At 68.9% G+C, this 21991-nt stretch carries 20 protein-coding genes; 7 read left to right on the top strand and 13 right to left on the bottom strand.

Annotated features, from left to right (window positions below):
- Positions 1–57: 57 nt before the first annotated feature.
- Positions 58–1683, bottom strand: coding sequence for an ABC transporter substrate-binding protein (locus A4X17_RS02655; protein WP_064294093.1), 1626 nt, complete (start codon positions 1681–1683; stop codon positions 58–60).
- Between the two features lie 143 nt (positions 1684–1826).
- Here A4X17_RS02655 and A4X17_RS02650 point away from each other — a divergent pair, with 143 nt between their 5' ends.
- Positions 1827–2525, top strand: a complete 699-nt coding sequence (locus A4X17_RS02650; RefSeq protein WP_064294092.1) for a GntR family transcriptional regulator — start codon at positions 1827–1829, stop codon at positions 2523–2525.
- Positions 2526–2590: 65 nt separating this feature from the next.
- On the opposite strand, the gene A4X17_RS02645 is transcribed toward A4X17_RS02650, so the two are convergent.
- Both A4X17_RS02645 and A4X17_RS02640 read right to left on the bottom strand, forming a co-directional pair.
- Positions 2591–3907, bottom strand: a complete 1317-nt coding sequence (locus A4X17_RS02645; protein ID WP_064294091.1) for a sugar ABC transporter substrate-binding protein — start codon at positions 3905–3907, stop codon at positions 2591–2593.
- A gap of 129 nt (positions 3908–4036) precedes the next feature.
- Positions 4037–5488: a CCA tRNA nucleotidyltransferase gene (locus tag A4X17_RS02640; RefSeq protein WP_064294090.1), complete on the bottom strand. Its 1452-nt coding sequence runs from the start codon at positions 5486–5488 to the stop codon at positions 4037–4039.
- Positions 5489–5676: 188 nt separating this feature from the next.
- On the opposite strand from A4X17_RS02640, the gene A4X17_RS02635 reads away from it, so the two are divergent.
- Complete coding sequence (locus A4X17_RS02635; RefSeq protein WP_369808441.1) at positions 5677–7317, top strand: stealth family protein; 1641 nt, start codon at positions 5677–5679, stop codon at positions 7315–7317.
- 64 nt (positions 7318–7381) lie between these two features.
- Here the strand turns inward: A4X17_RS02635 and A4X17_RS02630 are convergent, their stop codons facing one another.
- On the bottom strand, positions 7382–8461 hold the full coding sequence (locus A4X17_RS02630) for an SDR family oxidoreductase (protein WP_064294089.1): 1080 nt from the start codon (positions 8459–8461) through the stop codon (positions 7382–7384).
- Positions 8462–8596: 135 nt separating this feature from the next.
- Positions 8597–9535: a phosphodiesterase gene (locus A4X17_RS02625; RefSeq protein ID WP_231884271.1), complete on the bottom strand. Its 939-nt coding sequence runs from the start codon at positions 9533–9535 to the stop codon at positions 8597–8599.
- A 179-nt stretch (positions 9536–9714) separates the two neighbouring features.
- On the opposite strand from A4X17_RS02625, the gene A4X17_RS02620 reads away from it, so the two are divergent.
- Entirely contained in the window at positions 9715–10482 is a 768-nt protein-coding gene (locus A4X17_RS02620; RefSeq protein WP_064294087.1) for a DUF1353 domain-containing protein, read from the top strand.
- 94 nt (positions 10483–10576) lie between these two features.
- Here A4X17_RS02620 and A4X17_RS02615 read toward each other — a convergent pair whose 3' ends face one another.
- Genes A4X17_RS02615 through A4X17_RS02595 form a run of 5 tightly spaced genes read right to left on the bottom strand, consistent with a single transcriptional unit; the run spans position 10577 to position 15728 of the window.
- The gene (locus A4X17_RS02615; protein ID WP_079003721.1) at positions 10577–11356 is read right to left on the bottom strand and encodes an ABC transporter ATP-binding protein; all 780 of its coding nucleotides are present in this window, start codon (positions 11354–11356) and stop codon (positions 10577–10579) included.
- The gene (locus tag A4X17_RS02610; RefSeq protein ID WP_064294086.1) at positions 11353–12171 is read right to left on the bottom strand and encodes an ABC transporter ATP-binding protein; all 819 of its coding nucleotides are present in this window, start codon (positions 12169–12171) and stop codon (positions 11353–11355) included. Before A4X17_RS02610 ends, A4X17_RS02615 begins: the two co-directional genes overlap by 4 nt.
- 38 nt (positions 12172–12209) lie before the next feature.
- Positions 12210–13091, bottom strand: a complete 882-nt coding sequence (locus A4X17_RS02605) for an ABC transporter permease (protein ID WP_064294085.1) — start codon at positions 13089–13091, stop codon at positions 12210–12212.
- Positions 13088–14161, bottom strand: coding sequence for an ABC transporter permease (locus tag A4X17_RS02600; RefSeq protein ID WP_064294084.1), 1074 nt, complete (start codon positions 14159–14161; stop codon positions 13088–13090). The genes A4X17_RS02605 and A4X17_RS02600 overlap by 4 nt, the downstream gene beginning before the upstream one ends.
- Positions 14145–15728 carry an ABC transporter substrate-binding protein gene (locus A4X17_RS02595; RefSeq protein WP_197478998.1) on the bottom strand — a complete coding sequence of 528 codons (1584 nt, stop codon included), beginning with the start codon at positions 15726–15728 and terminating at the stop codon, positions 14145–14147. Before A4X17_RS02595 ends, A4X17_RS02600 begins: the two co-directional genes overlap by 17 nt.
- A gap of 174 nt (positions 15729–15902) precedes the next feature.
- Between A4X17_RS02595 and A4X17_RS02590 the strand changes: the two genes are divergently transcribed.
- Positions 15903–16463: an Lrp/AsnC family transcriptional regulator gene (locus A4X17_RS02590; protein ID WP_079003723.1), complete on the top strand. Its 561-nt coding sequence runs from the start codon at positions 15903–15905 to the stop codon at positions 16461–16463.
- A 34-nt stretch (positions 16464–16497) separates the two neighbouring features.
- Here the strand turns inward: A4X17_RS02590 and A4X17_RS02585 are convergent, their stop codons facing one another.
- Entirely contained in the window at positions 16498–16881 is a 384-nt protein-coding gene (locus A4X17_RS02585; protein ID WP_082915870.1) for a hypothetical protein, read from the bottom strand.
- A 175-nt stretch (positions 16882–17056) separates the two neighbouring features.
- On the opposite strand from A4X17_RS02585, the gene A4X17_RS02580 reads away from it, so the two are divergent.
- Together A4X17_RS02580 and A4X17_RS02575 are read left to right on the top strand one after the other, a co-directional pair.
- Positions 17057–18475 carry an aminopeptidase P family protein gene (locus A4X17_RS02580; RefSeq protein ID WP_079003726.1) on the top strand — a complete coding sequence of 473 codons (1419 nt, stop codon included), beginning with the start codon at positions 17057–17059 and terminating at the stop codon, positions 18473–18475.
- Between the two features lie 131 nt (positions 18476–18606).
- Positions 18607–20085 carry a SulP family inorganic anion transporter gene (locus A4X17_RS02575; RefSeq protein WP_064294082.1) on the top strand — a complete coding sequence of 493 codons (1479 nt, stop codon included), beginning with the start codon at positions 18607–18609 and terminating at the stop codon, positions 20083–20085.
- 21 nt (positions 20086–20106) lie between these two features.
- On the opposite strand, the gene A4X17_RS02570 is transcribed toward A4X17_RS02575, so the two are convergent.
- The gene (locus A4X17_RS02570) at positions 20107–20451 is read right to left on the bottom strand and encodes a type II toxin-antitoxin system PemK/MazF family toxin (protein WP_304440857.1); all 345 of its coding nucleotides are present in this window, start codon (positions 20449–20451) and stop codon (positions 20107–20109) included.
- Positions 20448–20705: a CopG family ribbon-helix-helix protein gene (locus A4X17_RS02565; RefSeq protein ID WP_064294080.1), complete on the bottom strand. Its 258-nt coding sequence runs from the start codon at positions 20703–20705 to the stop codon at positions 20448–20450. The genes A4X17_RS02570 and A4X17_RS02565 overlap by 4 nt, the downstream gene beginning before the upstream one ends.
- 201 nt (positions 20706–20906) lie before the next feature.
- On the opposite strand from A4X17_RS02565, the gene A4X17_RS02560 reads away from it, so the two are divergent.
- Positions 20907–21989: an NYN domain-containing protein gene (locus A4X17_RS02560; protein WP_064294079.1), complete on the top strand. Its 1083-nt coding sequence runs from the start codon at positions 20907–20909 to the stop codon at positions 21987–21989.
- Positions 21990–21991 lie beyond the last annotated feature (2 nt).

The following is a 21991-nucleotide window of genomic DNA, read 5'->3' as shown; positions in this document are numbered from 1 at the left end:
CCGTGGTGCGGTGATGCGGGTGGCGCGCCGGTGCGCCGGGTGATGCGTATCCGGTGGCTACCGCTTGGCGGTGCCGTCTGACTTCCAGTACTCGGCCATGTCCCAGCCCCAGATCGGCTGCGGGAAGTACCCCTCGATGCCGGTGCTGTGGAGCTCGGTCTTGGTACCGAAGTACAGCGGCACGATCGGGTTGTCGGCGAGCATGAGCTTCGACGCCTCCTCGTACTTCGCGGTCGCCGCATCCGGGTCGGTCTCGGCGAGCGCCTGGGCGACGAGGTCGTCCATCTCCGGGTTGCAGTAGTACGCGTAGTTGTGGCCCTGCGGGACCGCCGAGGCGCACGACATGAGCGCCTGCAGGAAGTCCGAGCCCTCGGGGTAGTCGGCCACCCAGAAGGTGAGGGCGAGCGGCGCCTTGCCGGCTCCCGCCAACTCGCTGAAGGTGTTCGGGGCCAGCGTCTGGAGGTTGACGTCGATGCCGATGGCCTTGAGGTCCTGCTGCATCTGCGGCGCCAGGGCCGAGAAGGGCGGGACGTTCCAGGCGTACATGTCGGTCGTGATGCCGTCCGCGAACCCGGCCTCCGCCAGCAGCTGCTTGGCCTTCTCGACGTCCTGTTCGTGGGTCATCTCGTCGCCCGTGTAGCCGAGGACCTTCGGTGGGATGAACTCGGTCGCCGCAGAGCCCTGGCCGTTGACGAGCTTGAGCAGCGCCTTTCGGTCGAAGGCGAGGGAGACGGCCTCACGCACCTTCGGGTTGTCGAAGGGGGCGGTGTTGACGTTCATCGTGAGGTAGTAGGTGCTCGGCTTCTCGATCTCGACGAGCTGATCCTTGAGCTTCGGGTCCGAGGTCACCTGGATGAACTTGGCTGGCGGGATCGGGCTGCCCATCAGGTCGATGTCGCCCTTCTGCAGCATGAGCACCTGGTTGTCGGGGTCGACGCCGAGGATCATGCGGATGTGGTCGGCGTACGGACGCGGGGAATCCCAATAGTCGGGGTTGCGGTCGAGCGTGATCTCCTTGCCCGCACTGAAGGTGTTCAACGTGAACGGCCCGGAGCCGACGGGCTCGGTCGCGACGGTGCCGCCGCTGCCCTCGGGGATGATCGAGCCCGCGGGCATGGCGAGGATGTACTTGAACGAGGAGTTGGGCGTCGTCAGCGTGATCTTCAGGGTCTGATCGTCTACGACCTCGATGCCGGTCGGGAGTCCGGTCGGGTTCGCCGCGTACTCCTCGGCGCCGGCGATACCGCGCCAGAACTCGGCGAGACCCGCCTTCGTCGCGGGGTCGAGGACCCGGGCGTAGGAGTAGGCGACGTCCTTGGCCGTGAGCGGGTCGCCGTTGCTGAAGGTGAGTCCCTCCTTGAGCTTCATCGTGTAGGTGAGCCCGTCGTCGCTGACCTCCGGGAACGACTCGGCCGCCTGGAGCTTCAGCTCGCTGGTGTCGCGGTCGTAGTCGTACATGCGGTCGAACATCATCCGCATCATGTTCCAGCACGTCGCTCCCGTGCAGACGGCCGGGTCGAAGGTCTCGGGGTCGGACGCCGCGGCGGTGGTGATCGTGCCGCCGTACTTGGGGTCGCCACCGGTGGCGGAGGTGCTGCCGCCGCCGGCACCGCCAGCGCTGCACGCCGTCAGAGCGACCGCGAGCGCTGCTCCGAGCAGCGCGCCTCGCAGTGATTTCTTCACTGAGTTCTCCTGTCAGGGTTGTGCCGGACCTCCTGAGGAAGCGAGCCGCCGACGGAACGTTCGTGTGCTGTTGGTGGACGATATCACAGACTGCACACTGTCGACAATCGACAACACCGATTCGTTTGGGCTAGGATTCGGGCATGGAAACTCTCGAACGAACCGGGTTGACAGGAGCCGCGGTCAACGAGCTGCGGGAGGCGATCCTCGAGGGTCGCCTCGTCCAAGGTGAACGCCTCAGCGAGGTCAATCTGTCGACCACCCTCGGCGTCAGCCGCGCCCCGGTGCGAGAAGCCCTCCTCCACCTCGAGCAGGAGGGGCTCGTCGTGTCTCTCCCGTACAAGGGAGCGTCGGTCGTCACGCTGTCACCACAGGACTTCCTCGAGCTGTCCACGCTCCGCACCGCCCTCGAACGGCTCGCCTGGTCGCGTGCGATCGAACGCACCGGCGACGACGAGGTCGCGGCCATGCGCGCGATCATCGAGGAGATGCGTGTCGCCGTGGAGACGGACCAGAAGGCGAAGCTCGTCCGACTCGACATCGACTTCCACGACCAGGTGTTCCTCCTCGCCGACCACTCACGGCTCTACACCGCCTGGCAGGCCATCAAGTGGCAGGTCGCGCTCTTCCTGCTCACCCGGCGTGTGAAGGTGGACGACTACCACAGCATCATCGTGCAGGAGCACACCGAACTCCTCGACCTGCTCGTCGAACGGCGTTCGGGTGCGATCGACGAGACCATCGAGCGGCACATCGGTTCCGGGTACGGGCGGGTCAGCGAACGACTGGCCGGAGACGCCCGCGCTGCTGCAAGCGACGGAGCGGTCGTCGAACCGGTGTGAGCCCTCGGGCGCGGTGACCCGTCAGGACTCGGAAGCGCTCGACGTGCGCCCGGCCCGGTGCCGACTCAGTCGTTGATGGCGGCGTTGGCCGCCTCCTGCGCCTTCTTGAGGCCGTCGGCGACGGGCGTCGTGCCGGCGAAGATTTCCTTGAAGATCGGGTCGTAGGCGGCGAGTCCCTTCGCATACCCGGCACCCGTCGGCGGTGCGATGGTCTTCGCGTCGTCGGCGATCACGTCGAAGAAGGGCTGAACGTCGACGTCCTGGCCCTTCCAGTAGTCGAAGTACTGCTTCTGAGCGGCGGTGACGGCCGGGACCGCCGAGCCGGATGCACCGACGGGCGCGTTACCCTCGGAACTGCCCAGCCAGGCGAGCACCTTCTTCACCTGGTCGGGGTGCTTGGTGGCCGCGTTGCCCGCTGCGGCGATCCCGTTCGTGACGCTGACCTTGCCCGCGGGGCCGGCCGGGAGCTCGGCGACACCCCAGCGGAAGTCGGCGCCGTCGTGCACGGCCTTCAGGCTGTAGAGCCCCGACTGGAACATCGCGACCTTGCCCTGGATGAAGGCGTCGCGGGCGAAGTCACCGTCGGCGTTCGTGGAGGCGGCCGGCGGGGCGACCTTGGCGCCGTTGATCGCGTTCACGAGGTAGCTCACGGACTCGCTCGTCTTCGGGTCGTTGAACGCGAAGTCGTCGCCGTCCTGGTACTTCCCGCCGTTCGAGCCGATGAACGGCAGCAGCACGGCCTGCAGGTCGTACCCGAGGCCGGTGCCGTAGGTCGCGGGCGCCGCGGGGTTGAAGCCGGGCTGGTCGGCCGAGACCCCGGCCGCGTCCTTCGTCAGCTTCTTCGCCAAGGGCAGGAACGTGTCCTTCGTCGCATCGGGCGACCAGGTCGCCTCCCCGAGTTCGGCGGGCTTCACGCCGGCCGCGTCGAGGAGGTCGGCGTTGTAGTAGACCGCGATACCGGCGTCGGACAGCTGCGGAACGGCCCAGAGCTTGTCGTTCCGGGTGAACTGGCTGACCACGCTCGGTGCCCAGTCCTTCGAGGCGTCCTTGCCGAGCGTCTGACCGACGTCGAGCACGCTCCCGCTGTCCGCGTACCCGGCGAGATAGGAGTTGTTCAACCAGAAGACGTCTGGAGCGCTGTCCGCCGCGACGTCGGTGCGGAGCTTCGTCCAGTAGTCCGCCCACTCGACGACGTCGACGCGGACGCGGATGTCGGGGTTCTCGCGCTCGAAGGCGGCGAACGAGGTCTCATAGGCGTCGGCGACGGCGGAATCCCAGACACGCACGGTGACCGTCGTGCGCTCCGTGGATCCGGCGGCGCAACCGCTCAGCATCAGGGCGGAGGCGGCCGCGATCGCGAGGGCGGCGTGTCTCTTGAGCATGAGAATCCTTCGTTCCGTGAACCTCAGGGAGGCTAGCAGTTCAGTCTGAACGCCCGCGAGCTGTCAGAAACGGTCAGTGTGACGCCGTCGGACTGTGCGTTCGTGACAGTTCGCGGGCAGGTGGGGGCGTCACCGGGAGGACCACCAGTCGAGGAGGCGACGCGTCGCCTCCTCTTCGCCGAGCGGGCCCTCGTCGAGACGCAGTTCCAGCAGCCAGCGGTACGCCTCGCCGACCTCGCGACCGGGTGCGATGCCCAGCACCTCCTGGATGCGGTTGCCGTCGAGGTCGGGCCGGACGGACTCGAGCTCCTCCTGCTCCTGGAGCTCGACGATGCGCTGCTCGAGGTCGTCGTAGGCGAAGCCGAGGCGGTCGGCCTTGCGCCGGTTGCGGGTCGTGACATCGGCACGGACGAGCATGTGCAGTCGCTCGAGCAGCGGACCGGCGTCGCGGACGTAGCGCCGCACCGCGGAGTCGGCCCACACGCCCTCCGAGTAGCCGAAGAACCGCATGTGCAGTTCGACGAGCCGCGCGACGCTCTTGATCGTGTCGCCGTCGTACCGGAGCGCGGTGAGGCGCTTCTTGGCCAGCTTCGCACCCACGAGGTCGTGGTGGTAGAAGGTGACGGCTGCGCCGGGGCCGGTCTTCTTCGTCGCGGGCTTGCCGATGTCGTGGAGCAGCGCGGCCCAGCGCAGGACGAGATCGGGCGCCTCACCGGGGTGCCGCGAGTGCTCGTAGCCGATCGCCTGCTCGAGCACCGTGAGCGAGTGCTGGTAGACGTCCTTGTGGTGATGGTGCTCGTCGGGCTCCAGCCGGAGTGCCGGCAGCTCGGGCAGCACCAGGTCGGCGATGCCGGTGTCGACGAGCAGCTCGAGGCCGGCGCGCGGGTGGTCCGTCGCGAGCAGTTTGCCGAGCTCGGCCTGGATGCGCTCGGGGCTCACGATCGAGATGGTCTCGCGACGCTCCTCCATCGCCTCGATCACGTCGTCGGCAGGCCGGAAGCCGAGTTGCGAAGCGAACCGCGCGGCCCGGAGCATGCGCAACGGGTCGTCGCCGAAGGACACCTCGGGCGAGCTCGGCGTCCGCAGCAGGTGGGCGACGAGGTCCTCGACGCCGCCGGAGGGGTCGACGAGGGTGATCTCGGGGATGCGGAGCGCCATCGAGTTGACGGTGAAGTCGCGCCGACGCAGGTCGTCTTCGAGGGTGTCACCGAACGCGACGACCGGCTTGCGGGTCACGCCGTCGTAGGCATCGGCCCGATAGGTGGTGATCTCGACCGTGTCGGCGTGCTCGACGCCGTCGTCGTCGGTGACGGTGACCTTCGCACCGATCGTGCCGAAGTCGCGGCCGACGTCCCACCAGGCGCTCGCCATCGGCTTGAGGACCGCGAGGATCTGGTCGGGCGAGGCGTTCGACGTGAAGTCGAGGTCACTCACCGTGCGACCGAGCATCGCATCGCGGACCGGTCCGCCGACGAGGGCCAGTTCGTACCCGGCTTCGGCGAACGCCGACGCCACCCGAGCGACCACGGGCGACGAGGCCAGGTCCTGCAGGCGCACCAAGGATTCCGCCACGCTCACCATGGGGTCAATCGTACCCGGACGCCGCCCGCGACCCCGTCGCCGTCAAGCCGCGAGCGCTCCTGGGCGACGGCCGTACAATAACGAGGAACCCACTCCCCAGCAGACCAGAGGCGGACACGATCACGAACGAACTCGACGACCAGCGGCCAACCGTCGGCACTCAGGCACCGACGGCCTTCACCAGTACCGTGAAGGACCCGATTCCGCCGGAACTCCCGTTCACCACCGCCCCTGAACTCGTCCTCGTGACCGGAAGTTCACGGTCCCAGCGCTTCGACCGACCGGACGTCGTGCAGCGCAAGGGCGTCTACACCCTGATCAACGGTCACCTGACCCCACAGCAGTCGATGGTGGAGGACCTGCTCGCCGTCGCCGACGTGCTCGATGCGGCCGAGATCGAGTACCTCCTCATCCGGGGCGAGCACGACCGCCCGGTCATCGTCGTCGACCGCTCCCTGCGCAAGCGCCTGCAGACCGCACTCGCGGAGGCGTTCGCCGACGAGCCCTTCTACAGCGTGCCGCTCAAAGCACGCATGTCGACGGTGAAGCCGGCCGGCGATCCGCACCTCCTCTCCGATGGCCTGCTCACCGGTGCCCGCAAGGCTGAGGTGTTCCGGCTGTACCGGCCGCGCATCGAACCGCTCGGCCGCCTCCGCTACGGCATGGAGACCGCCCTGCAGCTCGAACTCTGGCGCTTCGGCGACGAGGAGATCACCGCGCCCGTGGAGAACGTCCTCATGCGGACGTACATGCCGCGGACGGAGGCCGTCGAGACGACCGTCGAACGCTACGGCCGCAGCTGGCGGACGCTCGAGCACATGTTCGGCGCACTCGCGAGCGACGTCACCTTCGACATCGACCTCGTCTTCTCGTGGGTGGACGGCTCCTCCGAGGAGTTCCAGCGCGCCCGCGCCAAGCGGATGCAGAGCTACGTCGTCGGCGACGGCGACGACTCCGACGCCCGCTTCCGCCAGATCAACGAGCTCAAGTACGCCCTCCGCAGCGTGCACACCTTCGCCCCGTGGATCCGACGCATCTTCATCGCGACCGACTCCCCCGCGCCCGAATGGCTGGCGGAACATCCGAAGGTCACCATCGTGCGCAGCGAGGAGTTCTTCGGCGATCTCGACGCCCTGCCGACGCACAACTCCATGGCCGTCGAGAGCCAGCTCCACCGCATCGAGGGGCTGTCGGAGCACTTCCTCTACTCCAACGACGACATGTTCCTCGGCCGACCGATCAGTCCCGAACTGTTCTTCTCACCGGGCGGCATCAGCAAGTTCGTGGAGGCGACCACCCGTATCGGCCTCGGGGCGAACGACCCCTCGCGCAGCGGCTTCGAGAACGCGGCCCGCGTGAACCGTCGGCTCCTGCACGAGCGCTTCGGACGCGTCACCACCCGCCACCTCGAGCACTGCGCCGCCCCCCTCCGCCGGAGCATCATGGCGGAGATGGAGCGGGAGTTCGCCGAGGAGTTCCGCGCGACCGCCCACAGCGCCTTCCGCGCTGCGGACAACATCTCGGTGACCAACTCCTTCTACCACTACTACGGCCTCATGACGGGTCGCGCGGTCCAGCAGACCCAGGCGAAGGTCCGCTACATCGAGACGACGCTCAAGCAGTCGCTCGGGCAGATGGAGCGACTCCTCAAGCGACGCGACCAGGACATGTTCTGCCTCAACGACGGCAGCCGGCCGGAGATCTCGGTGGAGCAGCGCACCACCGCCGTGATCGACTTCCTCGAGCGGTACTTCCCGTTCCCGGCGCCGTGGGAGCGCGAGGCGGCCGTGCCGAACGCGCTCGAGATCGAGCCCGCCAAGCTCAGCTGACCGCCCTTCGACAGGCTCAGGGACCGGAGTGGAGCTCCGGGACCGGAGGGGTGCTCCGGGACCGCTACGGGACGATGCGCTCTGCGCGGAGTCGGTCGAAGATCGCGGTGAAGGCGTCCAGCGTCCGCCGGTAGCCGGTGAAGCCGGCGAGTCGACTCTTGCTCATGTCGGTGACGACCTCGATGTCCCGGCCGAGGTCGCCGTCGGTGTGCCACCACGACGCCACGCGGGAGAGGTCGGCCTCGACGAGACCGTGTTCGGCCACCACCTCGGCCCAGGTGCCTTCGACGCCCGCCATCTGCTGCTCGAGCGGACGCGGCGCGGTGTCGAAACCCTCCGGCTCGACGCCGAGGTGCGCCGCCAGTCGCGGCCACATCCAGCGCCAGCGGAACACGTCGCCGTTGACGATGTTGAACGCCTCGTCCGCACCGTCCGGTGAGGTCGCCGCCCACAGCATCTGCTCGGCGAGGAGTCCGGCGTCGGTCATGTCGGTGAGGCCGTTCCACTGGGTCTCGGAACCGGGGAACACGAACGGTCGGTCGAGTCGCTTGCAGAGCGCCGCCTGCACCGCGAGCGTGGACGCCATGTTCATCGCGTTGCCCACCGCATGTCCGATCACGGTGTGGGAACGGTGCACCGACCAGGTGAAGCCCGCTCGCGCAGCCGCGGCGAAGAGCTCGTCCTCCTGCTCGTAGTAGAAGTTGGGCGTGTCGAGTCGCTCCTCGTCCTCGTGGAACGGGGTGTCGGGCATCTCCCCCGCCGCATAGGCCTCGAACGGGCCGAGGTAGTGCTTGAGGCCGGTGACCAGGGCGACGTGCTGGACGGGCTCGGCGGCGAGGGCGGCGAGCAGATCGCGGACCATACCGCCGTTGACCCGGATGTTCTCGGCCTCGGTGTCCTGACGTGACCAGGCGGTGAAGAAGACGTGGGTGACACCGGTGCCGCCGAGGGCGCGCGCGAGGTCGGCCGCGTCCCGGAGGTCGGCCGCGACGTGTTCGACCTGCGGGTGGGCCGCGGGCGCGCGGCGAGAGAGGGCGAGGATCCGCCAGCCGCCGTCCTCGAGGAGCTGCGACACGATCGCGGATCCGGTGATGCCGCTGGCGCCGACGACGAGTGCGGTGCGGGGTGCTTCTGGGGAGGTCATCCGTCCACGATAGGCGCGTCCGACCGGGGAGACTCCCGGAACGGCGGACCCGCCGGGTTGCGGTACCCTGCCCGGGCGCAGCCCTTCGACACGCTCAGGGACCGGACCGGAGGCGAGCTCAGGGACCGGTCGTCGTCAGACGAGGACGCCGATCGGCATCGTCAGCGGCGGCTCCGGCTGCACCGGCACCGTGTCCGACACGGGCAGCTCGATGCCGTCGCGAGCGAGCAGGCGCGCACTCTCCTCGGCGTCGATGTAGTGCAGCGGCGGGGTCTCCCCCAGCGGCACCACCGAGTGCAGGACCGTCTTGCCGTAGACGTGGACGAGGTTGAACGCCCGTGCGCCGTCGCGACCACGCGTCCCGCCGACCGGCACGTTGAGGTCCTGCGTGTAGCACGTGGCCGAGGCGACCGACACCGGGATACCCGCGAAGGTCGCGGTCGACGAGTAGTGCAGGTGCCCGGCGATGATGCTCCGGACGTCGGTCCCCTCGAGCACTTCGGCGAGCTTCGCCTGGTCGCGCAGCTCGACGCTCACGGCGAGGTCGAGCACGCTCGGGACGGGCGGGTGGTGCATCGCGAGGATCGTGCCGTGGGGCGCCTTCGTCGAGAGTTCTTCGGCGAGCCAGTCGAGCTGCTCGTCCGACACCTCACCGTGGTGTTGCCCGGGCACGCTCGAGTCGAGGGTGATGACACGGAGGCCGTTGACGTCGTAGACGCGGTCGACCGGGCGGGTCGTCGGCACCTCTCCGAACAGCCCGGCTCGGAACGCCTGGCGGTCGTCGTGGTTGCCCATCACCCAGATGATCTGCGATCCGAGGCGCTCGGCGACCGGCTCGACGATGGAGCGGATGCGGTCGTACGCGTCGGGTTCGCCCTTGTCCGCGAGGTCACCTGTGAAGACGATCGCTTCGGGCCGACCGCCGGACGCCTCGAACTCGGCGAACAGGTGACGCAGGTGCGTCTCGCTGTCGACACTGTCGTAGAGGCTCCCCCCGCCGGCGAGGAGGTGCGTGTCGCTCACATGGAGCAGGAAGTGATCGGGCCTCGGGTACTCGGCCGTGCGAAGACTCACGTGACAACTCTCGTTCGAGCGATGCTCTCCGAACCGCATCGCAGCTGTTTGACCATCTGACCAGACTCGGTTGAACGGCGACGGAACGCCACGCTACGACGCGGGAAACTCGTGAGCAAGGTCAGGAGCCGACATCCAGGGGACTCACACCTGACGGTGGGCTGCGGGAGGATGTCCGCATGCCCTACCTCGACGACGATGAGCAGCCGCTGCAGCGGATCGATCTGGCGCAGATCCCCCCGACCGGACGCCGGTTCCGACTTGAGCGGCGGATCGGGTTCCAGGAGCACGCCCCTGACGGTCCCGTCGTGTGGGCACCGGCGTCCGACGACGGCCGCGACGGCGACCGCGCGGAGGGCTGGACCGACCTCGCGTCCGTCCCGGGCGTCCTGTGGAGCTTCATCGGCAGCTACGGCCGACAGTCCGCGCCGGCCGTCGTGCACGACCACCGCGCGCTCCTCGCACTGGGGCTCCCGGCGGACCAGGCACTCGAGCAGCGGTTCGAGGACGACCGACAGTTCCGCGTCGGACTCCGCCAGCAGCGGGTGCCGCTCCTCCGGGCCTGGCTCATGTGGGCCGTCGTGTCGGTCGAGCGGTACGTCAGGCACGCTCCAGGCGTCGCCGCCGTGCTGATCGGGCAGTCGGTCCTCGGGGTCCTGGCCGTCTGGGTCGCGACGATCGGACTCGTCACGCCCGTGCTCGGCGCTCCGACGCCCGGGTGGCTCGGCCTCGCGATGGCACCCGCGGTCCTCGCCGTGTGCTGGCGGGAGGAACGGAGACTCCTCGTCTGGTTGCCCTACGCCGGTGCGCTCCTCGGGCCGCTCCTCCTCGTCCACCTCGCGGCGGTCGGCGCGTTCCGCCTCCTCGAACTGCTCGTCCGGGAGACGATCGACCGTCCGTTCATCGACGACTCCCCCGGCCCCGTCGGCCCGCCGACCCTCCGCTGACCGGTTCCCTGTCTCAGGAACGCCTCGGCGTGTCGAGCGCGGGGGACCCGACACGCCGAGACGCTCCTGAGACAGGGACGGAGCAGGGGTCCGGTCAGGCGCCGGGGAGGGTGCCGAGTCCGTCGACGACCGGGATCGCCGCGAGCAGCCGCTGCGTGTAGGCGTCCTGCGGGTCGGACCAGACGCGGTCGACCGGACCGTGTTCGACGATGCGACCGGCGCTCATGACCGCCACGTCGTCCGCGATGACCCGCACGACGGACAGGTCGTGGCTGATGAAGAGGAGCGCCGCGCCCGTCTCGACCGCCAGCTTCCGCATGAGCTTCGCCACGCGTGCCTGCAGGGAGGCGTCGAGCGACGCGATCGGCTCGTCACCGATGAGCAGCTCGGGACCCGCCGCGATCGCCCGGGCGATCGCGATGCGCTGCCGCTGGCCGCCCGAGAACTGGTGCGGATAGCGGGTGCGGCTGGCTGCGTCGAGCTCGACGTGCTCGAGCAGCTGACCGACATCCCACGCGTCGCGCACCGGGTTGACCCGGAGGCCGTCCTCGATCTGACTCCCGACCGTGCGGCGCGGGTTCAGCGAGGCGTACGGGTTCTGGAAGACCATCTGGATCCGCAGCAGCTCGGGTGCGCGCTTCCGGAGACCCAGCTTGCCGATGGGTGTCCCGTTGAACGTGATCGCGCCACCCGAGGTCGGTTCCAGCCCGCAGACCGCTCGGGCGAGGGTCGACTTGCCGCAGCCCGACTCCCCCACCAGGCCGAGCACCTGTCGCGGCTCGAGGTCGAAGCTCACGCCGTCGACCGCGTTCAGCGTGCCGCGACCGGGCAGCTTGTACGTCACATGGACGTCGTCGAGGTGCAGCAGCGTCATGACGCAGCCTCCGTTCCCGTGTCGGGCAGCGCGTCGATGAGCGCCTTGGTGTACTCGTGCTGCGGAGCGGTGATGACCTGGTACCGGCTGCCGTGCTCGACGATCTCGCCGAGCCGCATGACCGCGATCGTGTCGGCGAGCGCCGACATTACCCCGAGGTCGTGGGTGACGAGGATGATCGCGATCCCGAGCTCGTCGCACAGCTTCCGCAGCAGGCGGAGGATGCCGGCCTGGACCGTGACGTCGAGGGCCGTGGTCGGTTCGTCGGCGATGAGCACGGACGGCTCGCACATGAGCGCCGAGGCGATCGCGATGCGCTGCAGCTGTCCGCCCGAGAACTGGTGCGGGTACTTGCGCAACGCCGCCTCCGGGTTCGGGACGGCGACGAGACCGAGCATCTCGAGCGCCCGCGCGTGGGCGGCCGCCTTCGAGGCTCCCGTGTGGTGCCGGTAGTGGTCGACGAGTTGGGCCTCGACCGTGAGCATGGGGTGCAGGCTCGCGGTCGGGTCCTGGAAGATCATCGCGATCTCCGTGCCGCGGTACCGGTTCATGGTGCGCTGCTTGAGGCCCACCAGCTCGGTACCGTCGAAGCGGATGCTGCCGCCGAGGTCCGCTCCGGCCGGCAGGAGCCCGCAGATCGCGAGCCCGGTCATAGTCTTGCCTGACCCCGACTCACCGGCCAGTCCGGTGATGCGACCGGCGGGGACCTCGAGGTCGATGCCGCGGAGGATCTGTTTGGTGGCGGCGCCGCGACCGAAGCCGAGCGTGAGCCCCTCGATGACGATCCCGCCGCCACCGCCTGCTGCCTGCGTCATGTCGCGTCCTTTCGGGTCGCTCGCACCGCGTGCGCCGCTCACAGTGCGCGCCCCTGCACGGCTTCCTGCGACCGGGGGTCGAGGGCGTCGCGAAGGGCGTCGCCGAGGAAGTTGAAGGCGAGCACCACCGTGAGGATGGCGAGTCCCGGGAAGACCGCGATCCACCACGACGAGAAGTTCTGCACCCCGTCGGACACCATCGCACCCCAGTCCGGCGTCGGCGGGACGGCACCGAGACCGAGGAACGAGAGACCCGACAGCAGCAGGATGGCCGTGCCGACGTCGAGCGTGGCGAGCACGACGACCGGCGACACGACGTTCGGCAGGATGTCCTTGCCGAGTGAGGTGAACGGCCCGTTGCCGAGCAGACGACCGGCGATGACGTACTCGGCTCCCCTGGCTCCGATGACGAGTGAACGCGTCACGCGGGCGTACGCCGGCCACGACACGATGAGCATCGCGATGACGGCGTTCGTGAGGCTCGGGCCGAGCGCTGCGGCGATGACCATCGCGAGGATGATCGTCGGGAACGCGAACACGAGGTCGGCGATCCGCATGATGGTCTCGTCGAGTGCCTTGCCGAAGTAGCCGGCGATCGCGCCGAGCAGCGAACCGATGAGCATCGCGAAGATCACGAGCATGAGGGCGAGCGGGATCGAGACCTGCGCGCCGCTGACGACCCGGGACAGGACGTCGCGGCCCACCTGGTCGGTGCCGAACCAGTGCGCGGCACTCGGGGCCTGCAGCCGGTCGAAGTCCTGGGCGAGCGGGTCGAACGGCCGGATCCACGGCGCGAGCAGCGCGACGAGCAGCCAGAAGAGCACGATGACACCACCCGCGACGGCGAGCGGAGTGCGCAACTGCTTCGAGATGCGGAGGCGGCCCCTGCGCTTGGTCTGGACGGCGAGGACGTCGGTCATGCCACCCTCACTCTCGGGTCGATGAAGCCGTACAGCACGTCGACCAGGAAGTTCAGGCCGATGTACACGAAGCCGACGATGAGCCCGACGCCCATGATCGCGGGCAGGTCGAGCTTGGTCGCCGCGGAGTACGCGTACTCGCCGAGGCCGTGCCACGAGTACACCTTCTCGACGAGGACCGTTCCGGACAGCAGCGATCCGAAGGCGACGCCGAGCACGGTGATGATGGGGACGAGCGCACCGCGGAGCACGTACCGGGTCACGACGACGTGGCCGGGAAGGCCTTTCGCCCGCGCTGCCCGCACGTAGTCGAGGTCGAGCACCTCCAGGATCGCCGACCGCGCGAACCGGGTGAGCAGGCCGATCGTGTAGAGCGCCAGGACGGAGGCGGGCAGGATGAGGTGGGCCATGGCGTCGCCGAAGGTGGACCACTGGCCGGCGAGCAACGCGTCGATCGTGTACATCCCGGTGACCTTCGGCGGCGGGATCGCCGCGGGTGAGAGTCGCCCGGAGCCCGGGAACCAGTGCAGCTGGGAGAAGAACACGAAGTAGACGACGAGTGCGAGCCAGAACGACGGCACCGAGATGCCGATGAGGCTCACGACCCGGATGACCTGGTCGGTGATCGTCTTCCGGCGCAGCGCGGCCCACATGCCGAGGCCGACGCCGATGACGATCGAGATGACGATGGCGGTGAGCGCCAGTTCGGCCGTGGCCGGGAAGGCGCGACCGAGTTCGTCCGCGACGGCGCCCCGGGTCTGCTGCGAGGTCCCGAGATCGCCCTGGAACAGGTTCGCGACGTAGGTGACGTACTGGACGGGCAATGGCTTGTCGAGGCCGGCGTTCTCGCGGAACTGCGCGACGATCGTCGGATCCGCTGCGGCCTGCTCACCGAGCGCCGCCTGCACGGGGTCCGCGGGGACGAGGTTGGTCAGCGTGAAGGTGACGAGCGTCACCCCGAACATCAGGAGGACCGTGAGTCCGAGCCGGATGCCGAGGTAGCGCGCGAGCGGGTGGAGACCCGCTCGCGCGCTGGACGTCGTCGGTGCGACGCTACTTGATTCCGGCAAGGTCGACGGTCCACGTCGGGTTCAGCGGAACCTCGGTGATCGTGGTCGCGGTGACCACGTTCTGCGCCGGCTGCAGGAGCGGGATGAACGGTCCGCTCGCGTTCTGCGCCTTCTGGAGGTCCTGGTACGCGGCGGCACGGGCGTCCGTGTCGGTCGCGGCGAGCGCCGCGTTCGCGAGGTCGGTCACGGTCGGGTCGGCGCCTGCCGGCCAGCCCGCGCGGAGGCCGACGAGCTCACCCGGCGTGAACGCGAGGTAGTTCGACGGGTCCGGGAAGTCCGGGCCCCAGTACCAGAGACCCACGGTCTCCTTGCCGTCGCGGTAGGCGTCCAGCTCGGTGGCGACCGGAGCCGGGGCCAGCGTGATGGTGATGCCGACCGACTTCAGCTGCGCCTGGACCGACTCGGCGATGCTCTGGAGCGACAGCCCCTGCACCGTGATGTCGTTCGGGAAGTTCAGGGTGACGGCTTCGCCGGCGTACCCGGACTCCTTGAGCGCAGCCTTCGCCGCATCGGCGTCGAACTGATTGCCGTCGGCGGCGTCGAGCGCCCCGTTGAAGATCGAGGGGATGAAGCCACCGGGACGGACGGAACCGTCGCCCGCGAGGTCGACGATCTTGTCGTAGTCGATGCCGAGCTTGACGGCCTCGAGGAACTTCGGGTTGCTCGTGATGTCGCTGATCGCGGGGTCCTGGTTGAGCATGAGGAAGATCATGTAGCGCGAGGGGTTCGCGATGATCTTCACCTTCGAGTCGTCGAGCTCGGAGACCTGGTCGGGGTTCAGGTCGAGGGCGACCTGCGAGTCACCGGCCTCGACGTTGAGCTTCTGCGTCGGGCCCTGCACGTTGCGGAGGACGACGCGTTCGTACGCGGGCTTGGTCCCCGTGTACTCGGGGTTCGCGGTGAAGACGACCTGCGAGGCGGCGTCGAAGGACTCGAGCTTGTACGGGCCGGAGCCCGCGGACGTGGTGTTGAGGAACGACTCGGCCGCGTCGTCGGCGGTCGCGGTGCCACCGTTCTCCTCGACGACCTTCTTGTTCACGACACCGAGGGCCGGGTTCGGAAGGATGAACGGGAGGGCGGGGTTCGGCGTCGCCGAGGTGAGCGTGAGCGTCGTGTCCGAGGTCTTCTCGATCGTGACGCCGTCGAGCAGGAAGGACGGGTTTCCCTTCACGCCCTGGACGCGCTGCAGCGAGAACACCGCGTCGTCGACGGTGACGTCGGAGCCGTCGGAGAACTTCTTGCCGTCCTTCATCGTGAGGGTCATCACCGTGTTGTCGGCGTTCATCTCGTAGCTCGCGAGGCCGTCGACGGGGGCGGTGACGTCGTCGTCCTTGAAGGTGAGGAGGGTCTCGTAGAGCGCCTTCGCGACGATCGAGCCGGTGGTCTCGTACTCGCGGTTCGGGTCGGCGGTCTTGAGGTCGAAGGACGCGTCGACGACGAGCGACTTGCCCGCACTGTCATCGGAGCCACCTGAGGAGGAGCAGGCGCTGAGCGCGAGGCCGGCGGCGAGGGCGAGGCCGAGGGCCGCCATGCCGCGCCGGCTGGTGCGGCTGAAGGATCGTGACAAGGTGGAGCTCCTTATCTGGTTGGAGGGATGAGCTGAAAGTAGTGCGATACGCGATCATTCGTCAATCCACAAGCCGTTACCAAAGAAGAAATGTCTCGATTTCGCGGTGAATCTGCCATATCCTCTCAATCGACCGCCAGGACCACCGCCGAATCTGGACGTTTGGAGCAATCGATGCAACTCGACGACACCCACATCCGCATGCTGGAGCTGCTCCGGGAGGACGGGCGGGCTTCGGTCGCCGCTCTCGCGGAGGAGCTCGGGATCTCCCGCTCGAACGCCTACTCGCGCTACGAGGCGATGCTCCGCGCCGGCGTCCTGAAGGGGGTCCACGCGGAGATCGAGCCGGCCACGGTCGGGCTCGGTGTCGCGGCGATGGTCTTCATCACGCTGCGCCAGAGCCAGTGGGCCGACTTCCGCGCACGGCTCTCCTCGGTCCCGGAGCTGGAGTACTTCGCAGTGACGACCGGCGAGCACGACGCGATGATGCTGATCCGGGCCCCCGACGTGGCGGCGATCCACGAACTGGTCGCCACCCGGCTCGCACAGTGGCCGTCCATCAAGGCGACGACGACCGTCTTCCTCATGGACGAGGAGCGGTCGAACGTGTCGCTCCGCATGACGAGGTCCGAGCGCACGAGCGTCGAGGACTCCGGCGAGCGCTTCGGCATGACCCGATTCGTCCGGACGAGCGACGAGCGCGCCCAGCGGGTGCCGGAGCGACGCGGACGCTGACCCGTCGGCGGTGGCGTGCCGACCCCCGACCGGTTCAGGCGGCGACGATCTCCCGACAGATACTGACATGAGCCTGTCCGTCCGGACCGATGAAGTCCTCGGTGAGGATGAACGAGCCGTCCTCGGCGCGGGAGATGATCGAGCTCGCTTCGCCGCGCGTCGTCAGGTCGCCGGCACGGTTGCGGTGCACGAACGAGATGTCGATGCGTTCGCCGGTGCGCACCCCGCAGAACCGTCCGACGGAGACGGTGTCACCGACGTATTCGCCCCACAGCACGCCGTGCGTCTCGTGGTAGACGAATCGCGTGGGCGCGTCGGCGTCGACGACGCTCGCGGACGACGAAACCATGTCGAACACCTTCGCGTCGAGGTTGAAGTCGAGCGTGGCGCTGGTGCCGGTGTCGGCGGTTCCTGTCATGTCGTCATTCTGCGGAGGCGTCCGAACAGGTGTCAACCTGCCGACGATCCGTCCATCCCACCTATCTTGTGAGCCGGTCCCACAGGACGAAACGACGGATCGGACCCCATGGGCGGGATGTTCCGCTGGCTCCGGAGGTCGCAGCTTGACGGCGTCCACCGAGGGTGGCTTACTGATGTCCATGTGTCCAGACAGCCTGCAGTTCCGCGACCCCCGCACCCAGCCACTCCCCCGGGACGACGCGTTCCGCGAGTACCTCGCGACGGGCTGGGGTGCGGTGGACCGCTCAGTGGACCTCGCCGAGGGTGCCGGCGCAGCCGCCGGACGTCACCGCGACGCCATCAGCGCGCAGTTCCCCGGCCACTGGCTCGTGGTCACCGCGGGACGCGCCGTGACGCGTGCGAACGACACCGAGTTCCCGTTCCGTCCGGACAGCGACTTCGTGTGGCTCACCTCCTGTCAGGCGGAGGGCGCGGTCCTGGTGATGCGGCCGACCGCCGGTGGGCACGACGCGACGCTGTACCTCGCCGAGCCCGTCGGTCCCGGTGAGGAGGCGTTCTACGCCGACGCCATGCGCGGCGAGCTCTGGATCGGCCCGTCCGCCGGACTCCCCCAGTGGGCGGAGGCGCTCGGCATCGAGGTCCGCTCCCTCGAGGTGCTGGACGAGTCCCTCGCGCTCCTGCCCGCCGACGCACTCCGCGCAGGCGCCCCGGAGCCCCGGGTCGACGGTCGCTTCGCGGCGTCGCGAGCGCTCCTCATCGCCCTGTCCGCCGCGAAGCTCGTCAAGGACGACTGGGAGATCGCGCAGCTCCGCGCCGCCGTGGACGCGACGGTCGGCGGGTTCCGCTCGGTCGTGCGCGAACTGCCCGCCGCCATCGAGTTCGGCGGAGAACGCTGGTTGCAGTCGACCTTCGAGCGCCACGCCCGCACGTTCGGCAACGGTGTCGGGTACTCGACCATCATCGGCAGCGGGCCACACGCTCCCACGCTGCACTGGACGCGCTGCGACGGTCCGGTCCTCCCCGAGCACCTCATCCTCATGGACGCCGGCGTCGAAGCCCGCTCGCTGTACACCGCCGACGTCACGAGGACCTTCCCGGCGAGCGGGTCGTATTCCGCGGCCCAGCGCGAGGTCCACGACCACGTCGAGCGGGCCCACCGTGCCGCGATGTCGCAGGTCGGCCCCGGCCGGTCGTTCATCGACATGCGGAACACGGCGTACGAGCAGATCGCCACGAGCCTTCGCGACCTCGGCATCCTGCAGGTGTCGGTCGACGAGGCGATGTCGCCGAACGGCCAACAGCACCGCCGCTACCTGCCGAGCGGCACCGGCCACCACCTCGGACTCGACGTGCACGACTGCGCCCGCATCGGGGACGAGCGGTACCTCGACGAGCCGCTGCAGCCGGGCGCCGTCCTGACGGTCGAACCAGGTCTCTACTTCCACGCGAACGACCTCACCGTGCCGCCGGAGCTGCGCGGCATCGGCGTCCGCATCGAGGACGACCTGCTGGTGACCGCCACCGGACACGAGGTCCTCTCCGCGGCACTCCCGATCAGCGCGGACGGTCTCGAGGCCTGGTTGCGGAGCTGACCGACGGTTCGCGACTCAGGACGGTCGCCGCGTGTCGCGGCCCTTCCGTTCGGTGCTACCAGCGACTCGCCCGGTGCGTCCTGCGTCGCGAACGAGCCTAGGCTTGCACGGTGAGTCAGCCCGACGCCCCCATGCGCACCGCCGTCCGCCCGAGCCCCGGCGTCCTCGCGACCCTGCAGAACCCCAGGGCCTTCAGCGTCGAGATCCTCGCCGGGATCGTCACGACGCTGGCGCTCATCCCCGAGGTCATCTCCTTCTCGATCATCGCCGGCGTCGACCCGAAGGTCAGCCTCATCGCCTCCGTGGTCCTCGCGATCTCGATGTCGATCCTCGGCGGGCGTCCGGCGATGATCACGGCCGCCGCGGGCGCCGTCGCCCTGGTCGTCGCGCCGCTCGTCAAGGAACACGGCGTGGAGTACCTGCTCCCCGCGGTGATCCTCGCGGGCCTCATCCAGATCGTGTTCGGCGTCACCGGTCTCTCCCGACTCATGCGGTTCATCCCCCGCTCGGTGATGATCGGCTTCGTCAACGCGCTCGGCATCCTCATCTTCGTCGCCCAGGTCCCCCACCTGCTCGGCGTCCCGTGGCTCGTCTACCCGCTGTTCGTCATCACGGTCCTGATCGTCCTGCTGCTCCCCAAGCTCACCACCGCGGTGCCGGCGCCGCTCGTCGCCATCGTCGTCGTCACCGCGATCACGATGATCGCGCACGCCGCCGTGCCGACCGTCGGCGACCAGGGCGACGTCTCCGGCGGCCTCCCCGGGTTGACCGCGCTGCTCGTGCCGCTGAACCTCGAGACGCTCGGCATCATCTGGCCGACCGCGCTGAGCGTCGCGTTCGTGGGGCTCATGGAGACCCTCCTCACGGCGAAACTCGTCGACGACATCACCGACACGACGTCGTCGAAGGGGCGCGAATCGTGGGCCCTCGGCGTCGCCAACATCCTGGCCGGTTGGTACGGCGGGATCGCGGGCTGCGCGATGATCGGTCAGACGGTCGTCAACGTCAAACTGGGCCGCGCTCGGACGAGGATCTCCACCTTCGTCGCCGGCGTCTTCCTCCTGCTGCTCGTGACCGCGCTCAGCCCGGTGATGGCGCAGATCCCGATGGTCGCGCTGGCCGCCGTGATGATGATCGTCGCCATCAAGACCGTCGACTGGCACAGCGTGCGCCCGGCGACCCTGCGACGCATGCCGATCCCCGAGACGGTCGTGATGGTGGTGACCGTCGCGGTGGTCGTCGTCACCCACAACCTCGCGATCGGCGTCGCTGCAGGAGCGGTCCTGGCCATGGTGCTCTTCGCGCGACGCGTGGCCCACGTCATCCGCGTCCGCCGGGTCCTCGCGGACGACGCCACCTCCGTCCGGTACAGCGTCATCGGCCCCCTGTTCTTCGGCAGCAGCAACGACCTGGTCGAGCAGTTCGACTACGCGGCCGACCCTGCGGACGTCGTCGTCGACTTCACCGCCTCGCAGATCTGGGACGCCTCGAGCGTCGCCGTCCTCGACGCCGTGCAGGAGAAATACGCCGCGCACGGCAAGCAGGTCGCGTTCACCGGACTCGACGAACGCAGCTCGGCCTTCCACGGGAAGCTCACCGGCCACCTCTGAGCCGATCGCTCCGGCACCACCTCAGAGGTGCAGCACTCGCCGGAGCCCCGCGTCCAGATCCAGTGACAGCGCGACGGGCACCCTTCCGGCGGCCGGACCGAGGTCGTCCTCATCGAGGGTGAGCAGCTGTGTGGTGTTCACGACCGAGTCCTTCGGCAGGCCGGAAGCCGTCGCAGGGAGGAACACGTTGCCCGGGAGCTCGGCGAGCGCCGTGTTCGACGTGACGACCGCGACGATCACGGTCCGGAGTGCGCTCCGCGTGTAGGCGTCATGTTGGACAACGACGACCGGGCGCCGACCGGCGGGCGCACTCCCCCGTTCGCGAGGGCCGAGATCGACCCACCGGATGTCACCGCGGCGGATCACCAATCGTCTCCGGCAGTGAGTTCGGCAAGGCGGTCGCGTCCGGCCGCGGCGACGCCCCGTGCTTCCTCCGCTGAAGCGACTCCCGCATGCCGCAGCGCGGTGTCCACTGCGTCAGTGAGACCGGCGGCATCGGTCTCGTCGAGATACCGACTCGCCGCCGCCGCGAAGAACTCGGACCGGTTGACACCGAGCTCGGCGGCGCGAGCCTCGACGCGGGTGAACAGTTCGTCGGGCAACGAGATGGCGGTCTTCACAGATGGGAGTATAACCGGGTATAACTCGGGTTGCGACCCTGGGCTGGAGATGTCGACGGCGTGACTGGGCAGGGGCGCATGGTACGCAGCTCAGGTCGGTCACGGCCTGGCCCGCGCAGCAGCAATGGAGAGGAGCTTCTCAAGCCGAGCTGTGGAGGACTGAAGTCGCCGATTCGCAGGCCACCAGAGGATGATGGAGTCATGGCAGAAACCGGAACGCCCAGAGTCGCGGTCTACATCGACTTCGACAACATCGTCATCTCGCGCTACAACCAGCTCTACGGGAAGGCGGCGTTCAGCCGGGATCGCGCGCGGTCCCACGTGCCCTCCGCCGCACCCGAAGGCGACGAGATCTCCGAGCGCCTGCAGGCCGCTCGCGTCGACGTCGGCGCCATCCTCGACTACACCTCGTCGTTCGGGAACATCGTCATCAGCCGTTCCTACGCCGACTGGTCCGAGCCGGTCAACTCCGCGTACCAGAAGGACCTCGTGGACCGCGCGGTCGACCTGACGCAGATGTTCCCCACGACGAAGGCGATGAAGAACGGTGCCGACATCCGCCTCGCCGTCGACGTCGTCGAGGACCTGTTCCGCCTCCCCGACCTCACGCACATCGTGATCGTCGCCGGCGACTCGGACTACATCTCCCTCGCGCAGCGCTGCCGACGCCTCGGACGCCACGTGATCGGGATCGGTGTCGCCGGTGCGACGAGTCGTGCGCTCATGGCGGCGTGCGACGAGTTCTCCGACTACGACGACATCCCCGGGATCGTCCGCCCGGTCGTCACGCGCACGCCCCGCACCCCTGCCGCCGTCGAGAGCACGGCGGAGGTGTCCTCTGAGGCACCGAAGTCCGCACCCAAGTCCGGAGGGCGTCGTCGCGCCTCGTCCGGGTCCGCGCCGACGGCCGAAGCACCGGCCGCCCAGACACCTCCGCGGATCGGCGGCCTCTTCACCGAGCCGGTGTTCAGCCACCGCGACGCCGACGACCTGGACGACACCGACGACGAGACCGCGGACCCCTCCGGTCCCGACGCACAGCGCGCGGCGACGGAGCTCCTGGTGCGCGCACTCCGCCTCGTGCACGCCAAGAACGACGACGAGGACTGGCTGCTGAACGCCGAGGTGAAGAACCAGATGATCCGCATGGATCCGGCGTTCAAGGAGAAGCCGCTCGGCTACCGCTCGTTCAGCGACTTCATCAACTCGCGCTCGGACCTCGTCGAGGTGAACCCGGACGCGAGTCCCGACGGACGACGTCTGCGGCTGCGCGAACTGGGTTGAGC

Origin of the sequence: Plantibacter sp. H53, assembly GCF_001650455.1 — a bacterium.
Taxonomy (GTDB): Bacteria; Actinomycetota; Actinomycetes; order Actinomycetales; family Microbacteriaceae; genus Plantibacter; species Plantibacter flavus_A.
This window is presented reverse-complemented; position numbering and strand designations above follow the sequence as displayed.

What these genes read in the sequence shown, in the direction of transcription:
- A4X17_RS02650 (WP_064294092.1), top strand. Translation starts at nt 1,827, where the DNA reads ATGGAAACTCTCGAACGAACCGGGTTGACAGGAGCCGCGGTCAACGAG.
- A4X17_RS02645 (WP_064294091.1), bottom strand. Translation starts at nt 3,907, where the DNA reads ATGCTCAAGAGACACGCCGCCCTCGCGATCGCGGCCGCCTCCGCCCTG.
- A4X17_RS02640 (WP_064294090.1), bottom strand. Translation starts at nt 5,488, where the DNA reads ATGGTGAGCGTGGCGGAATCCTTGGTGCGCCTGCAGGACCTGGCCTCG.
- A4X17_RS02630 (WP_064294089.1), bottom strand. Translation starts at nt 8,461, where the DNA reads ATGACCTCCCCAGAAGCACCCCGCACCGCACTCGTCGTCGGCGCCAGC.
- A4X17_RS02620 (WP_064294087.1), top strand. Translation starts at nt 9,715, where the DNA reads ATGCCCTACCTCGACGACGATGAGCAGCCGCTGCAGCGGATCGATCTG.
- A4X17_RS02615 (WP_079003721.1), bottom strand. Translation starts at nt 11,356, where the DNA reads ATGACGCTGCTGCACCTCGACGACGTCCATGTGACGTACAAGCTGCCC.
- A4X17_RS02610 (WP_064294086.1), bottom strand. Translation starts at nt 12,171, where the DNA reads ATGACGCAGGCAGCAGGCGGTGGCGGCGGGATCGTCATCGAGGGGCTC.
- A4X17_RS02605 (WP_064294085.1), bottom strand. Translation starts at nt 13,091, where the DNA reads ATGACCGACGTCCTCGCCGTCCAGACCAAGCGCAGGGGCCGCCTCCGC.
- A4X17_RS02590 (WP_079003723.1), top strand. Translation starts at nt 15,903, where the DNA reads ATGCAACTCGACGACACCCACATCCGCATGCTGGAGCTGCTCCGGGAG.
- A4X17_RS02585 (WP_082915870.1), bottom strand. Translation starts at nt 16,881, where the DNA reads ATGACAGGAACCGCCGACACCGGCACCAGCGCCACGCTCGACTTCAAC.
- A4X17_RS02580 (WP_079003726.1), top strand. Translation starts at nt 17,057, where the DNA reads ATGTCCATGTGTCCAGACAGCCTGCAGTTCCGCGACCCCCGCACCCAG.
- A4X17_RS02575 (WP_064294082.1), top strand. Translation starts at nt 18,607, where the DNA reads ATGCGCACCGCCGTCCGCCCGAGCCCCGGCGTCCTCGCGACCCTGCAG.
- A4X17_RS02560 (WP_064294079.1), top strand. Translation starts at nt 20,907, where the DNA reads ATGGCAGAAACCGGAACGCCCAGAGTCGCGGTCTACATCGACTTCGAC.